The 14,583-nt window shown below is 62.9% G+C and carries 13 protein-coding genes; 12 read left to right on the top strand and 1 reads right to left on the bottom strand.

Going from position 1 to position 14,583, the window contains the following annotated elements:
• The first annotated feature begins 520 nt into the window (after window positions 1-520).
• The 12 genes from bamE to astE all read left to right on the top strand — a co-directional run bounded on the left by bamE (window position 521) and on the right by astE (window position 13,889).
• Window positions 521-1,072 carry an outer membrane protein assembly factor BamE domain-containing protein gene (gene bamE / locus HWX91_RS27985; protein ID WP_102857390.1) on the top strand — a complete coding sequence of 184 codons (552 nt, stop codon included), beginning with the start codon at window positions 521-523 and terminating at the stop codon, window positions 1,070-1,072.
• A gap of 21 nt (window positions 1,073-1,093) precedes the next feature.
• A complete protein-coding gene (locus HWX91_RS27980; RefSeq protein ID WP_030102578.1) occupies window positions 1,094-2,047 on the top strand; it encodes a patatin-like phospholipase family protein in 954 nt (317 codons plus the stop codon).
• 1,098 nt (window positions 2,048-3,145) lie between these two features.
• Entirely contained in the window at window positions 3,146-3,835 is a 690-nt protein-coding gene (locus tag HWX91_RS27975; RefSeq protein WP_102857391.1) for an ABC transporter permease, read from the top strand.
• Between the two features lie 4 nt (window positions 3,836-3,839).
• The gene (locus HWX91_RS27970; protein WP_030102580.1) at window positions 3,840-4,553 is read left to right on the top strand and encodes an ABC transporter permease; all 714 of its coding nucleotides are present in this window, start codon (window positions 3,840-3,842) and stop codon (window positions 4,551-4,553) included.
• 80 nt (window positions 4,554-4,633) lie between these two features.
• Window positions 4,634-5,425, top strand: a complete 792-nt coding sequence (locus HWX91_RS27965) for an ABC transporter ATP-binding protein (RefSeq protein ID WP_046565842.1) — start codon at window positions 4,634-4,636, stop codon at window positions 5,423-5,425.
• A 37-nt stretch (window positions 5,426-5,462) separates the two neighbouring features.
• Window positions 5,463-6,512, top strand: a complete 1,050-nt coding sequence (locus HWX91_RS27960) for a GlxA family transcriptional regulator (RefSeq protein WP_030102582.1) — start codon at window positions 5,463-5,465, stop codon at window positions 6,510-6,512.
• 156 nt (window positions 6,513-6,668) lie between these two features.
• Complete coding sequence (locus HWX91_RS27955; RefSeq protein WP_102857392.1) at window positions 6,669-7,904, top strand: aspartate aminotransferase family protein; 1,236 nt, start codon at window positions 6,669-6,671, stop codon at window positions 7,902-7,904.
• Window positions 7,905-7,932: 28 nt separating this feature from the next.
• The gene (aruF, locus tag HWX91_RS27950) at window positions 7,933-8,991 is read left to right on the top strand and encodes an arginine/ornithine succinyltransferase subunit alpha (RefSeq protein ID WP_030102584.1); all 1,059 of its coding nucleotides are present in this window, start codon (window positions 7,933-7,935) and stop codon (window positions 8,989-8,991) included.
• Entirely contained in the window at window positions 8,988-10,025 is a 1,038-nt protein-coding gene (astA, locus tag HWX91_RS27945) for an arginine N-succinyltransferase (RefSeq protein ID WP_030102585.1), read from the top strand. Before aruF ends, astA begins: the two co-directional genes overlap by 4 nt.
• A gap of 2 nt (window positions 10,026-10,027) precedes the next feature.
• Window positions 10,028-11,491, top strand: coding sequence for a succinylglutamate-semialdehyde dehydrogenase (gene astD / locus HWX91_RS27940; protein ID WP_102857486.1), 1,464 nt, complete (start codon window positions 10,028-10,030; stop codon window positions 11,489-11,491).
• Between the two features lie 9 nt (window positions 11,492-11,500).
• Window positions 11,501-12,841, top strand: coding sequence for an N-succinylarginine dihydrolase (gene astB, locus HWX91_RS27935; RefSeq protein ID WP_102857393.1), 1,341 nt, complete (start codon window positions 11,501-11,503; stop codon window positions 12,839-12,841).
• Window positions 12,825-13,889: a succinylglutamate desuccinylase gene (astE, locus tag HWX91_RS27930; RefSeq protein WP_244144151.1), complete on the top strand. Its 1,065-nt coding sequence runs from the start codon at window positions 12,825-12,827 to the stop codon at window positions 13,887-13,889. Before astB ends, astE begins: the two co-directional genes overlap by 17 nt.
• Window positions 13,890-13,958: 69 nt before the next feature.
• Here astE and gstA read toward each other — a convergent pair whose 3' ends face one another.
• The gene (gstA, locus tag HWX91_RS27925; protein ID WP_102857395.1) at window positions 13,959-14,579 is read right to left on the bottom strand and encodes a glutathione transferase GstA; all 621 of its coding nucleotides are present in this window, start codon (window positions 14,577-14,579) and stop codon (window positions 13,959-13,961) included.
• Window positions 14,580-14,583 lie beyond the last annotated feature (4 nt).

Genomic DNA, 14,583 nt, shown 5'->3' with positions numbered 1-14,583 from the left:
AACGAGCGGCAACGCCCGCGCGGCGCACGGCGAATCCTCTGCCGATTTGGTGTAAACGCGCACTCGTCTAAATCCGCCAATCCGTTTAGATTAACTGCACCTGGAAGGCTTATCGAGGGACCAGGGCGGCCAGACAAGCAGCGGTCTGTGATTCCGGCGATGACGCAAGGTTAGAGGCCAAGGTCTCTCGCCGCCTTGCCCGGGACCGGATCGCTGCGCGCCGTCCACGGTGCTTCGCTTCAGGTGGCCGGCTGGCCGCCGTCACATTCCCGATTGACCCAATCGACCAGACCGGCCGATTCCGGCGACGCTTTGCACAGCGTCGCCTTTTTGCTTGGGGCGCCCGTTTTCACGGGTTTTGCTCTCCCTGTCGCCATACCGCACCGCACGACCGCTTATGGCCGCGTGCCGCCCGCTCGCGGTTTTTTCCGTGGCCGGTTATCCTGTTTATTATGTAGCAACCTCTACACAACGGGATGCGGGTGGGCTGAGCGCTTCGCGTCCCTACAGGAAACTCGCTGTGAGCCTCAAATTGCTGACTGTCGTCATGCTGGCCGGGTGCGTTGCGCTGACCGGCTGCGACGACCAACAGAGCGACCGCGCCGTGCAAAAACTCAAGGACTTCTTCAACGCCGTCAAGCCGGACGCGTTACTGCTCAAGAATATGACGCCGGGCATGACCACCGAGGCGCAGATTCGCGACCAGATGGGCAAACCGGAAACCGAACGGACGTTTACCGACGGCTCGAAGCGTTTCGAATATCCGCGTGGGCCGCAAGGGCTGAACACGTACATGGTCGACATCGACCGTGACGGGAAATTGCAGGCGATCACGCAGGTTCTGACCGCCGAGAACTTCGCGAAGATTCGTGTTGGCATGACCGAGGACGAGGTGCGCCGCCTGCTCGGCAAGCCAGGCCAGGTCGCGGTGTTTCCGCTCAAGCCGGAAACCGTCTGGAGCTGGAAATGGCGCGAGCGGGGCGTGACTGAAGAGGGTATTTTCAACGTGCACTTCGATCAATATCAGAAGGTGTACACGACATCGCGTTCGGATGTGATACGTGGGCGCTAGTCGATAAAAAGCGGGGAACACATGATCCATCGACGTCGATATAACCGGATCGGGTTGGTGTTGGGGGGCGGTGCCGCGCGCGGCTGGGCGCATATCGGTGCGATTCGCGCGTTGCACGATGCGGGCATCAAGCCGGACGTGGTGTGCGGCACGTCGATCGGCGCGCTGGTGGGCGCGATCTACGCGAACGGCGACCTCGACTGGCTGGAGGAGTGGGTGTCGCGGCTGACCTGGCAGACGGTGGTACGGCTACTCGATCTGCGGCTGTCGGGTGGCTTGCTGGGCGGACGCAAGGTGATCAAGATATTCGCGGACAAGTTCAACGGTTGCTCGATTGCCCAGTTGAACATGCCGTTTGCGGCGGTGGCCACCGAACTCGATTCGGGGCGCGAGAGCTGGTTGCAGGACGGCAGCGTGGTCGACGCGGTGCGCGCTTCGATTGCGATTCCGGGGATTTTCACGCCGGTGTTTCACAACGGTGTCTGGCTGGTGGATGGTGGCTTGAGCAATCCGGTGCCGGTTTCGGTGGCGCGCGGCATGCGGGCGGACTGCGTGATTGCTGTCGATTTGAACAATGACATTCTGAATGGGCGCGATTTTGGCGGCGCGGTGGTGGATACGCCCGCGCTCGATCCGGATGCGCCGCCGCCGGGGTCATTGCGGCGTAACGGCAAGCCTTGGCCGAAGTGGCTGGCCCCTGCCGAGGCGCGTGCTTCCGATGATGTGCGGGTGCCGCCGCCGCCGAGCGCGCGGGTGCCTTCGATGCTGAGTTCGATTGCGCAGAGCATTGACATCATGCAGGTGCGGATTACGCGGAGTCGCCTGGCTGGCGAGCCGGCCGATATTTTGATTCAGCCGCGGCTGGGCGGGATGGGGATTTTTGATTTTCACCGGGCTGGGCCGGCCATGGAAGAAGGCCGGGCGGCGGTGGAGGTTATGTTGCCGGCGATTCGGGCGCGGTTGGGGATGGGGTAGGGTTTTTTTTGCCTGCCCGGCGGGTGGGGGTCTTTGTGATGATTTTTTTGTTTTTGTCTCTTGGCCTTTCCTTGTTTTGTTAGTGGTCTATTAGCGTTGCCCCTGTGCGGGGCGGCACCTACTTTTCTTTGCCGGCCGCAAAGAAAAGTAGGCAAAAGAAAGCGGCTCACACCGCCAGCTCATAAGCGGGTCCCCCGCACAGCCACGGTAGTGGTGCATCTGGAATCCGTCGCCTCGCACACTCCGCGTTAGCGACAAGGCGCTCATCAGCTCCCACTCCGCACTGCGTGCGTCGCGGACGGGTCTGCCTGGGAAACCAGTGGGGTTGATTCGCGCAGCGAGCAAGCCCCAAAGGCTTGCGCTGTTAAATGTTCGCATACCGAATGAACTGATGCCGGCGATAGCGGTCCACCAGGTGCAGCCGGCACGTACGCCAAGCGGGCGTGTGGGGGAAACGCAGGGACGGTTTTATGAATGGGGTATCGGCGCGCGCAGCGCCGCCGGAGGTATGACTGCCTTGTCACTAAGGCGAAGTGTGCGAGGCGACAGATTCCAGATGCACCACTACCGCTACTGTGCGGGGGACCCGCTTATGAGCTGGCGGGGTGAAGCCGCTTTCTTTGCTTATCTTTCTTTGCGGCGGCAAAGAAAGTAAGTGCCGCCCCGCACAGGGGCAACGCTAATAGACCACTAACAAAGCAAGGAAAGGCCAACAGACCAACAACAGAACGGACCACTAACACAGCAAGGAAAGGCCAAAGAGTCCGACCAACAACAAAAAAGCGCCGCGCACGCCCCCACCTGCCGGGCAGGCAAAACCCCCGCCCATATCTATCAAAAAAGCGACTCAAAACTTGCTAAATCGCAGCAGCGCCGACAGCGCGTACCACACCTTACAAAACCATATCCCCCACAAAACCAAGCCCCGCAGCCAGCAACCCACCCCAAACCAACAATTGCTGCACCGCAGCACAACCTTCCATCTTCTTTGAGAAATTAATTTCCGCTTGCGAGACTCCGCGCCATGCCGGATGAGTCGGGCGCCCACAACCCGCCCCCATCCATGACATCGTCAATAAAACCTGGATGGAGACACGCGTGTTCCTTTACGGCTTTGGTCCAGTGCTACTGGCCGGTACGATCCAGACGATCGAGCTGTCCGTCCTGTCGCTGGCAGCCTCCGTGCTGCTCGGCCTCGCGGGCGCGGCGGCGAAACTCTCGTTCAATCGCCCGCTGCGCGCAATCGCAACCGGCTATACGACACTGATCCGCTCAGTGCCCGACCTCGTGCTGATGCTGCTGCTGTTCTACAGCATCCAGATCGCCGTCAACAATCTCACCGACGCCCTCGGTCTGCCGCAGTTCGATATCGACCCGTTCGTCGCCGGCGTGCTCACCCTCGGCTTCATCTACGGCGCGTATTTCACCGAGACCTTTCGCGGCGCATTCCTCGCCGTACCGCGCGGCCAGCTCGAGGCGGGCAGTGCCTACGGCATGAGCGGTGCGCGCGTGTTCACACGCATCCTGTTTCCGCAAATGATGCGCTTCGCGCTGCCCGGCATCGGCAATAACTGGCAGGTGCTGGTCAAGGCCACGGCGCTGGTGTCGATCATCGGTCTCGCCGATGTCGTCAAAGCCGCCCAGGACGCCGGTAAAAGCACCTTCAACATGTTCTTCTTCATCCTGATCGCCGCGCTGATCTATCTGGCGATCACCACCGCGTCGAACCTCGTGCTGATCTGGCTGGAAAAGCGCTATTCGATCGGCGTGCGCCAGGCGGAGCTCTAACACCATGATCGATATCCTCAATCAATTCTGGCGCGCGTTCCTCTACTGGGACGGTCAGCGTATGTCCGGTCTGGCCGTCACGCTGTGGCTGCTGGTGGCGTCGATCGGCATCGGTTTTTTCATGGCCATTCCGCTCGCAGTGGCGCGCGTCTCGAAGAAACGCTGGCTGTCGACGCCGGTGCGTCTCTATACCTACGTGTTTCGCGGCACACCCCTGTATGTGCAACTGCTGCTGATCTACACCGGCATGTACAGCCTGGAATTCGTGCGCTCGCATCAGTTGCTCGACGCGTTTTTCCGCAGCGGCTTTCACTGCGCGATTCTCGCCTTCGCGCTGAACACCTGCGCATACACCACCGAGATTTTCGCCGGCGCAATCCGCTCGACTTCGCACGGCGAAGTGGAAGCGGCCCGTGCCTACGGCATGAGCTGGTTCACGATGTACCGCCGCATTGTGATACCGTCCGCGCTGCGCCGGGCGCTCCCGTTGTACAGTAACGAAGTAATCCTGATGCTGCACGCCACCACGGTCGCGTTTACGGCCACGGTGCCGGACATCCTGAAGGTCGCGCGCGACGCGAATTCGGCCACCTATCAGTCGTTCGATGCGTTTGGCCTCGCGGCGCTGATTTACCTCGTCGTTTCGTTCGCCCTGGTGGCCCTGTTCCGCCGCGCCGAGCGTCACTGGCTGGGATACCTGGCGGTGCGCACGCACTGAGCAGGCCTGTTTCGATTGAGCGGCGCGGCCCGTTGCGCGCTGTCAGATAGATTGATCCGTATTTTCAAAGGGAGAGCATCTTGCTCCACACGACTCAAACCGAAGCTTGCAAGCTCGCCGTTCAGGACATCCACAAACGCTACGGCGACAATGAAGTGCTCAAGGGCGTCTCGCTGAACGCGAACAAGGGTGACGTGATCAGCATCATCGGCGCGAGCGGATCGGGCAAGAGCACCTTCCTGCGCTGCATCAATTTTCTGGAGCGGCCGAACGCGGGGCAGATCGTCGTCGACGGCGAAACGGTCAAGACCAAAACCGATCGCGCCGGCAATCTCGAAGTGGCCGATCACAAGCAACTGCAACGCATCCGCACGAAACTGGCGATGGTGTTCCAGCACTTCAACCTGTGGGCGCACATGAATGTGATCGAGAACATCGTCGAAGCGCCGATTCATGTGCTCGGCCTGCCGCGTCGCGAAGCCGAAGACCGGGCCCGCGAATATCTCGAGAAGGTCGGCCTCGCGCCGCGTCTGGAAAAACAGTACCCGTCGCATCTGTCGGGCGGCCAGCAGCAGCGCGTGGCCATCGCGCGTGCACTCGCGATGAACCCCGACGTGATGCTGTTCGACGAGCCGACCTCCGCGCTCGACCCGGAACTGGTGGGCGAAGTGCTGAAGGTAATGCAGAAGCTCGCCGAAGAAGGCCGCACCATGATCGTCGTCACGCACGAAATGGGTTTTGCGCGCAATGTGTCGAACCACGTGATGTTCCTGCATCAGGGCCGTACCGAAGAAGAGGGCCTGCCCGCCGAAGTGCTAAGCACGCCGCGCAGCGAACGGCTCAAGCAGTTCCTGTCCGGCAGCCTGAAGTAACGCGCCGCTCGCGCGTTCCGCGTTTTACCGATAAGTGATGGCTCGCACGTCCAACCCGGCTCGCACCACCCAGGTCGCGATCGTCGCTTTGCCGCCGGTGTCGATGTCGGGCGTCGGGCCGATCGTCGACGCCCTCAATCTCGCCAATGAAATCGACGGCCGCGCGCTGTACCGCGTGCAGGTGTGTTCGTGGGACGGCCGCGCGGTGCCTCTGTCGGGCGGCGCGCAATGGCCGGCCGATGCCGCCTTCGGCGATGCGATCGCGTGCGACTGGCTGATCATCGTCAGCGAACGGTTCCAGCAATTCGCCGACTATCGCCTGTTTCTCGCGAGTCTTTCGCGGGTCGGGCAGCGCACGCCGCTCGTCACCGGTATTCATCACGGTGTCTGGTGGCTCGCAATGGCCGGGCAGTTGTCCGGCTATCGCGTGAGCGTGAACTGGGAAACCTATCAGCAGTTCTCCGAGCAGTTCGAGCGCTCGATCGTCACCCAGCAAATCTTCGAAATCGACCGCGATCGCGCCACCTGCGCGGGCGGTCAGGCAACAGTCGACTTCATGCTTGCGATGATCGGCCGCGATCACGGGCCGGAACTGGCGGACCGGATTGCCGATACGCTGGGCGTCGGCGTGTTGCGCGCGGGCGAAGAGCGGCAACGTATTCCGTTTGTGACCGCGCCGGGCGAGCGGCATCCGCGCCTGAACGACGCGCTGATGCTGATGGAAGCGAATATCGAAGACCCGCTGACCACCGATGACATTGCCGGTCTCGTCGGCGTGTCGCGGCGGCAGCTGGAACGGCTGTTTCGCCAGTATCTCGGCTCGATGCCGTCCAAATACTATCTGGGCCTGCGGCTTTCGAAAGCGCGCACGCAATTGCAACGCACCAGCAAATCGGTGGTGCAGATCAGCCTGGCTTGCGGATTTTCGTCGGCGGCGCACTTTTCGAATGCTTACCGCGAACGCTTTGGTGTCACACCACGCGAGGATCGTCGCAACTGGATCGATAAGCAGACGGGCGCGAGCGGCACCGCGGCCAGTGAGCCGCGACCGGCCGCGCTGATCGAACCGCCCGGCGAGGCGGATTAAGCGCGCCGGGAAGCACGCGAAAAAACGCGCGGTTTGCGGCTGATGCAACGCCGATCCGCCCGGAAGCTCATAGAAAGCGTCGCGTATGCGCAAGACGTATCGCGTGCGGTTTCCTACACTACGTGTATTACCTCTCACCTGTAACGAGGATTTGCCATGAACGACCTGACTGTGACACGCCAGACCTTCGATGAAGTGATGGTGCCGGTGTTTTCGCCCGCCGGGTTCGTGCCGGATCGCGGTCTCGGCTCACGCGTCTGGGACACGGAAGGCCGCGACTATATCGACTTCGCCGGCGGCATTGCCGTGACCGCGCTCGGTCACGCGCATCCTGAGCTGCTGAAGGTCCTGCACGAGCAGGGCGGCAAGCTGTGGCACATCGGTAACGGCTACACCAACGAACCGGTGCTGCGTCTCGCCAAACGCCTCGAAGCGCTGACCTTCGCCGACCGCGCGTTCTTCGCCAACTCGGGCGCGGAAGCGAATGAAGCGGCGCTGAAGCTGGCGCGCCGCGTCGCGTTCGATCGTCATGGCGCGGACAAAGCCGAAATCATCTCGTTCACGCAGTCGTTTCATGGCCGCACGTTCTTCACCGTGAGCGTCGGCGGCCAGCCGAAGTATTCGGAGGGCTTCGGCCCGGTGCCGGCGGGCATCACCCATCTGCCGTACAACGACATCGAAGCGGCGAAGAAGGCAATTGGCGCGCAAACCTGCGCGGTGATCGTCGAGCCGATTCAGGGCGAGGGCGGCGTGATCCCGGCGGATCCGGCCTTCCTGAAGGCGCTGCGCGAAGCCTGCGATCAGCACGGCGCACTGCTGATTTTTGACGAGGTACAAACGGGGGTGGGCCGCAGCGGCTATTTCTACGCCTATCAGGAAACCGGCGTGACGCCGGACATCCTGACCACCGCGAAAGCGCTCGGCAACGGTTTCCCGATCGGCGCAATGCTGACCACCAACGAACTGGCCGCGTACTTCAAGGTCGGTGTGCATGGCACGACCTACGGCGGCAATCCGCTGGGCTCGGCAATCGCGGAGAAGGTGGTCGAACTGATCAGCGATCCGAAGCTGCTGGAAGGCGTGCATGCGCGCAGCGAAGCGCTGAAGGGCCAGTTGGCGAAGCTCAACGATCGCTTCGGCATTTTCAAGGAAGTGCGCGGCAAGGGTCTTCTGATCGGTGCGGAGTTGACCGACGCATTCAAGGGCCGTGCGAAAGACTTCGTCACGGCTGCCGGCAAGCATGGCGTGATCATGCTGATGGCGGGTCCGGACGTGTTGCGCTTCGTCCCGTCGCTGATCATTCCGCTCGACGACATGTACGAAGGTTTCGCGCGTCTGGCTAAGGCGATCGACGAAGTGGTCGGCGCAACCGCTGAAGCGGCCGCCCGTTAATCAGGCGTCACACTCAACAGGAACGACGATGCTCTTCGTACGCCCCGGCCGCCTCGCCGATCTCGATGCGCTGGAACACATGGCGCGCACCGCGCAACCGGTGCTGCATTCGCTGCCGCACGACCGGCACGCGCTCGAAGCGCGCGTCGCGCTGTCGGAAGACTCGTTTCGCGCGGACGTGGATTTTCCGGGCGAGGAGTTCTATCTGTTCGTGCTCGAAGATGCGCAGAGCGGCAAGCTGATGGGCACGGCGAGCATCGTTGCCGCCGCCGGTTATTCAGACCCGTTCTACGCATTTCGCAACGACGCGCTGATTCATGCATCGCGCGAGTTGCATGTGAATCGCAAGATTCACGCGCTGACCATGTCGCACGAGTTGACGGGCAAGAGCCGGCTCGCGGGTTTTTATATCGATCCGTCGCTGCGTGGCGATGCGGCCGCGCATCTGATGTCACGGGCCCGGATGATGTATATCGCCGCCAATCGCAAGCGCTTCACGCCGGAAGTGTTCTCGTTGCTGCTCGGCGTGACCGACGACTCAGGTGTGTCGCCGTTCTGGGAAGCGGTGGGGCGCAAGTTCTTCGGGCGCAATTTCGCCGACATCGAAATCGAATCGGGTGGACGCAGCCGCACGTTTATCGCCGAGGTGATGCCCACCTATCCGATCTACGTGCCCTTGCTGCCGGAAGCGGCGCAGCGCGTGCTCGGCGAGCCGGATTCGAAGGCGCTGCTCGCTTATGAGATTCACCTCGAAGAAGGCTTCGAGACGGATCGCTTTATCGATATTTTCGACGCGGGTCCGGTCTTGACCGCGCAGGTCGATCGCAGCGCCTGCGTGACGCGCAACGAAACCCGCGTGGTGCGGGAAGCGGGCGCGGCGGCTGGCGGCTCGACGTATCTGATCGCGCATAACGGCGCGGACGGTGAGTTCCGCTGCGTGCTCGATACCTTGCCGGGCGGCCAGGCAAGCGGCGCGTCGCTGTCGCATGCGGCGCGTGCCGCGCTCGGGGTGCAGGAGGGCGACGCGGTACGCTGTGTGCCGCTGCATCAGCCGCATCAGGAAGAATCTTTGGGAGACGCACAATGATCGTCGTTCGCGTTGTGCAACGAGGCGATGTGGACGCGCTCATGCGGCTCGCGCAGGAGACGGGCCCAGGCCTCACCACCTTCAAGCCGGATCGTGATGCACTCGCGGCGCGCGTCGAACGGGCGCGCCGCACGATGGAAGACAAGGCCGAGCCGCATGAAGCCGGTTACTTTTTCGTGATGGAAGACACCGATACCGGCGACGTGGCAGGCGTATGCGGGATCGAAACCGCGGTCGGCCTCCAGCAACCGTTTTACAACTACCGCGTGAGCACCGTGGTTCACGCGAGCCAGGACCTCGGCATCTGGACGCGCATGCGCGCACTGAACATTTCGCATGACCTGACGGGTTACGCCGAAGTGTGTTCGCTGTTCCTGAGCCCGCGGTATCGCACGAGCGGCGTCGGCGGTCTGCTGTCGCGTTCGCGCTTCATGTTTCTGGCGCAGTTCCGCGAACGTTTTCCGCAGCGTTTGTGCGCGGAATTGCGCGGCCATTTCGATGCGAACGGCACCTCGCCGTTCTGGCGCGCGGTGGGCTCGCATTTCTACCAGATCGATTTCAACGCGGCGGACTATCTGAGCTCGCACGGCCGCAAGGCGTTTCTCGCCGAGTTGATGCCGCGCTATCCGGTGTATGTCGAACTGCTGCCTGAAGAAGCACAGGAATGCGTCGGACTCACGCACAGCGACACGATTCCGGCGCGCCGCATGCTCGAATCCGAAGGGCTGCGCTACGAGAACCACGTCGATATTTTCGATGCAGGCCCGGTGCTCGAATGCCATATCGCCGACTTGCGCACCGTGCGCGAAAGCGTGGTGGTGCCGGTGGAGATTGCCAATGTGCCGGCAGGCGCGCCGCAGGATGCGCCGCGTTCGCTGGTATCGAATACGTCGCTGGGCGATTTTCGCGTGGGCGTGGCGGCGGGCGTGCCGCAAGACGGCGTGTTCCGCATGAGCGCCGCCGAAGCGGCCGCACTCGACGTCAAGGCAGGCGACCCGGTACGGGTGCTGCCGTTGAAACATAAACAGGGATGATCATGAGCGAGCTTTTCATCGACGGCGAATGGGCCGCCGGCACAGGACCCGCATTCGCGTCGCGCAACCCGGGTACGGGCGCGGCGGTGTGGGAAGGCAATAGCGCCTCGGCGGACGACGTCGATCGTGCTGTGCGCAGCGCACGCCGTGCATTCGCGGCATGGTCGGCATTGAGTCTCGACGAGCGTTGCGGCGTGGTGCGCCGTTTTGCTGCGCTTGTGACGGAACGCAAGGAAGCGTTGGCCGAAGCGATTGGCCGCGAGACGGGTAAGCCGCTGTGGGAAGCCCGTACCGAAGCGGCTTCGATGGCGGCGAAGGTCGAGATCTCGATTCAGTCGTACAACGAGCGCACCGGCGAAAAACGTTCGCCGATGGCTGACGGCACCGCCGTGCTTCGGCATCGTCCGCATGGGGTGGTCGCGGTGTTCGGGCCGTATAACTTCCCTGGGCACTTGCCGAACGGGCATATCGTCCCGGCACTGATCGCGGGTAACGCGGTGGTGTTCAAGCCGTCGGAACTGGCGCCAGCCGTGGCGGCGCTCACGGTGCAGATCTGGCGCGACGCGGGCTTGCCCGCCGGCGTGCTGAACCTCGTGCAGGGCGAGAAAGAGACGGGCATTGCGCTTGCCAATCATCGGCAGATCGACGGCCTGTTCTTCACGGGTAGTTCGGATACCGGAACATTGCTGCACAAGCAATTCGGCGGCCGTCCGGAGATCGTCCTGGCGTTGGAGATGGGTGGCAACAATCCGCTCGTGATCGGACCCGTGGCCGATGTCGACGCCGCCGTGCATCACACGATTCAATCGGCGTTTCTGTCGGCAGGGCAGCGCTGCACCTGCGCGCGCCGCATTTTCGTACCGAATGACGCGTTCGGCGACCGCTTTGTAGAACGCCTGATCGAAGTGACCTCGCGTATCGGCGTCGGCGAATACAACGCCGATCCACAGCCGTTCATGGGCGCGGTGATTTCCGCGCGGGCGGCCTCGCGTCTGGTTGCGGCGCAGGAGCGTTTGCTCGCCGACGGCGCGAAGGCACTCCTGAAGATGGAGCAGCGCGATCCGAAACTGGGCTTCGTCACGCCTGCGATTCTCGACGTCACGAACGTGAAGAACCTGCCGGACGAAGAACATTTCGGACCGTTGGCGCAGATCATTCGCTACAGCACGTTCAACGAAGCGCTCGAAAAAGCCAACGATACCGAGTTCGGCCTCTCCGCCGGCCTGCTCGCCGACGACGAAGCGCTGTGGACGCATTTCCAGCGCACCATCCGCGCGGGCATCGTCAACTGGAACCGTCCGACCAATGGCGCGTCGTCGGGCGCGCCGTTCGGTGGGCCGGGACGTTCGGGCAATCACCGGCCGAGCGCGTTCTACGCGGCCGACTACTGCGCGTATCCGATGGCCTCCGTCGAAAGCGCGCAACTGCAAATGCCCGCGAGCGTCTCGCCGGGCCTTCAATTCTAAGGATCGACGATGCAAGCCACTGAAGCCAATTTCGACGGTCTCGTCGGCCCGACCCACAATTACGCAGGGCTCTCGTTCGGCAATGTCGCGTCGCAGAACAACGAGAAGTCGATTGCGAATCCGAAGGCCGCCGCCAAGCAGGGCCTGCGCAAGATGAAGCAATTGGCCGATCTCGGCTTTCATCAAGGCGTGTTGCCGCCGCAGGAGCGTCCGTCGATGCGCCTGTTGCGCGAACTCGGTTTTTCGGGCGACGACGCGACGGTGATCGCACGCGTGGCCAAAGACGCGCCCGAATTGCTGGCCGCGGCGAGTTCGGCGTCAGCGATGTGGACCGCGAATGCGGCGACGGTGAGTCCGTCGGCCGATACGCACGACGGCCGCGTGCATTTCACGCCGGCCAATCTGTGCAGCAAGCTGCACCGCGCGATCGAGCACGAATCGACCCGCCGCACTTTGCGCGCGATTTTTAGCGACTCCGATCGTTTCGCGGTGCACGAGGCCCTGCCCGGGACACCGGCGCTCGGCGACGAAGGCGCCGCGAACCATACGCGCTTTTGCTCGGAATATGGCACACGTGGTGTCGAATTCTTCGTGTACGGCCGTAGCGAATATCGCCGTGGACCGGAGCCGAAGCGTTTCCCGGCGCGTCAGACCTTCGAGGCGAGCCGCGCGGTCGCGCAGCGTCACGGTCTGGAAGAAGCGGCCACGGTGTACGCGCAGCAGAATCCCGATGTGATCGACGCGGGCGTGTTCCACAACGACGTGATCGCGGTCGGCAATCGCAACACGCTGTTCTGCCACCAGCTCGCGTTCGTCGAGCAGAACGCGGTGTACGACGAACTGCGCACCAAACTCGCCGGACTGAAGGCCGGGTTCAACGTGATCGAAGTGCCGGACGCGCAGGTGAGCGTATCCGATGCCGTGACGTCGTACCTGTTCAACAGCCAGTTGCTGACCCGCCCGGACGGCAAGCAGGTGCTGGTCGTGCCGCAGGAATGCCGCGAGAACCCGCGTGTCGCCGCGTATCTCGACGATCTGACCTCGCACACCGGTCCGATCGACGACGTGCTCGTGTTCGATCTGCGTGAAAGCATGAAGAACGGCGGCGGTCCGGCGTGTCTGCGTCTGCGCGTGGTGCTGAACGAGGCGGAACGCGCGGCGGTGACGCCTGGCGTGTGGATCAACGACAAGTTGTTCGGCCGGCTCGATACGTGGATCGAGAAGCACTATCGCGATCGTCTCGCACCGACCGATCTGACCGATCCGCAACTGCTCGCCGAATCGCGCACCGCGCTCGACGAACTGACGCAGATTCTCGGCCTGGGTTCGCTGTATGACTTCCAGCGCTGAGCACGGCATGCGGTTTGCGATGCTCGACGATTTCCTTGCCTACACACTGGCGGGCACGCGCCCCGGCGCGCAGGAAACGCAGGGCGTATGCGCGAACGGCGGCGTGCGCTGGTCGTGGCTCGACGACGGCGTTCTGCAACTCGAACCCACGGCGCTGGAGAAGGGCGTGCGCAGCGTGCTCGCTTCCGCCGGCGTGCATGGCGACGAGACCGCGCCGATCGAATTACTTTCGTATCTCGTGCGCGACATCGCGCAAGGCAGCGCCGCGCTGACCTGCCGCCTGCTGGTGATTCTCGGCAACGTCGACGCCATGCGCGACGCGTGCCGGTATCGCGACGACGATCTAAACCGCCTCTTCAGCGGACGGCATGCGCAGTTGCCGGACAGCCACGAAGCGCCGCGCGCGGCGGCATTGGAACGCGCGGCGACGCAGTTCTTCGCCGCAGCATCGGCCGAACGCGGCGCGCGCTGGCATATCGACATGCACACGGCAATCCGCGCGTCGGCATTCGAGCAGTTCGCGTTACTGCCGCACACGGGCATGCCGTTTTCGCGTGCCATGTTCGAGTGGCTCGGCGAGGCGCGCATCAGCGCGGTGCTGCTTCATACGACCAAGGGCAACACTTACTCGCATTTCACCGCGCATGCATGCGGCGCCGAGACGTGTACGCTGGAACTCGGCAAGGTGCGTCCGTTCGGCCAGAACGATCTGACGCGTTTTGCCGGTGCGGACGAAGCGCTGCGCCATCTGCTCGCGGGCACCAGCATTGCAGGGAATCATCCGGATGCGGCACTGCCGCGTGCTTTTACGGTAATCGATCAGATTACCAAGCAGAGCGACGCGTTCGAATTGCGGGTGGCCGCGGACGTGCCGAACTTCACGCCGTTTGTGAAAGGCACTGTACTCGCCTGTGACGGCGATTATCGCTATGTCGTGAGTCGCGACGAGGAACGCATCGTGTTTCCGAACGCGACGGTCAAGCCGGGCTTGCGTGCCGGCTTGATGGTGGTCGAGACGACGCAGGAGACGCTGTCCGGTCTTGTCTGACGGCGCTTCGTGGATGAAACGTTGCGCACCGAAGGCGCGCAACGTTTCATCCCATGCGCAAGGGCACGCTTAAGCCGCGTCCGCCTTCATCAAACCTTCCGCCACCATCGCTTCACGCACTTTCGGCCGCGCTGCGACGCGCGCCAGATAGGCGTTCAGATGCGGATACGCGCCCAGATCGATGGAGAGCATCCGCGCCCAGCTCAGCACTGTGAACGCGTACGCGTCGGCAACCGAGTACTGTCCGTTCAGATAATCGCGTTCGGTAAGCACGCGCTCGAGTTCATCGAAGCGGGTGGCGAGCTTCCCGCGGCATTCGGCCTTGGTCGAATCGGCGGTCTCCTGATGCCATAGCCACGGGCTGAACGTCTTGTGCAATTCCGTGCTGATATAGGTGAGCCATGCGACTGCCGCGAGCCGTTGCGGCGAGCCCGCGGCCGGCAATAGACCACGCTCCGGCGCGAGATCGGCAATGTGCTGCAGCAGCGCCGCGCCTTCGGTGTGGCGTGAGCCGTCGGCGAATTCGACGAGGGGCACATAGCCGCGCGGCGAGATCGCGTAGTAATCGTCGCCGTTTGCGAGCTTGTGCGTTTGCAGGTTGACCTTGACCGTTTCGAAATCGAGCCCGGCTTCGCGCAATGCAATGTGAACGGCCAGCGAGCAGGCGCCCGGCGAATAGTAGAGTTTCATGGTG

This window comes from Paraburkholderia fungorum, from assembly GCF_902833645.1.
GTDB classification, from domain to species: Bacteria; Pseudomonadota; Gammaproteobacteria; order Burkholderiales; family Burkholderiaceae; genus Paraburkholderia; species Paraburkholderia fungorum.
Note: the sequence above shows the minus strand (reverse complement) of the source record. Positions and strands in the feature narration are given on the sequence as shown.

Coding starts and splice junctions, on each gene's coding strand:
- HWX91_RS27955 (WP_102857392.1), top strand. CDS start 6,669: ATGAACGACCTGACTGTGACACGCCAGACCTTCGATGAAGTGATGGTG.
- astB (WP_102857393.1), top strand. CDS start 11,501: ATGCAAGCCACTGAAGCCAATTTCGACGGTCTCGTCGGCCCGACCCAC.
- HWX91_RS27980 (WP_030102578.1), top strand. CDS start 1,094: ATGATCCATCGACGTCGATATAACCGGATCGGGTTGGTGTTGGGGGGC.
- gstA (WP_102857395.1), bottom strand. CDS start 14,579: ATGAAACTCTACTATTCGCCGGGCGCCTGCTCGCTGGCCGTTCACATT.
- HWX91_RS27960 (WP_030102582.1), top strand. CDS start 5,463: ATGGCTCGCACGTCCAACCCGGCTCGCACCACCCAGGTCGCGATCGTC.
- astD (WP_102857486.1), top strand. CDS start 10,028: ATGAGCGAGCTTTTCATCGACGGCGAATGGGCCGCCGGCACAGGACCC.
- astE (WP_244144151.1), top strand. CDS start 12,825: ATGACTTCCAGCGCTGAGCACGGCATGCGGTTTGCGATGCTCGACGAT.
- aruF (WP_030102584.1), top strand. CDS start 7,933: ATGCTCTTCGTACGCCCCGGCCGCCTCGCCGATCTCGATGCGCTGGAA.
- astA (WP_030102585.1), top strand. CDS start 8,988: ATGATCGTCGTTCGCGTTGTGCAACGAGGCGATGTGGACGCGCTCATG.
- HWX91_RS27970 (WP_030102580.1), top strand. CDS start 3,840: ATGATCGATATCCTCAATCAATTCTGGCGCGCGTTCCTCTACTGGGAC.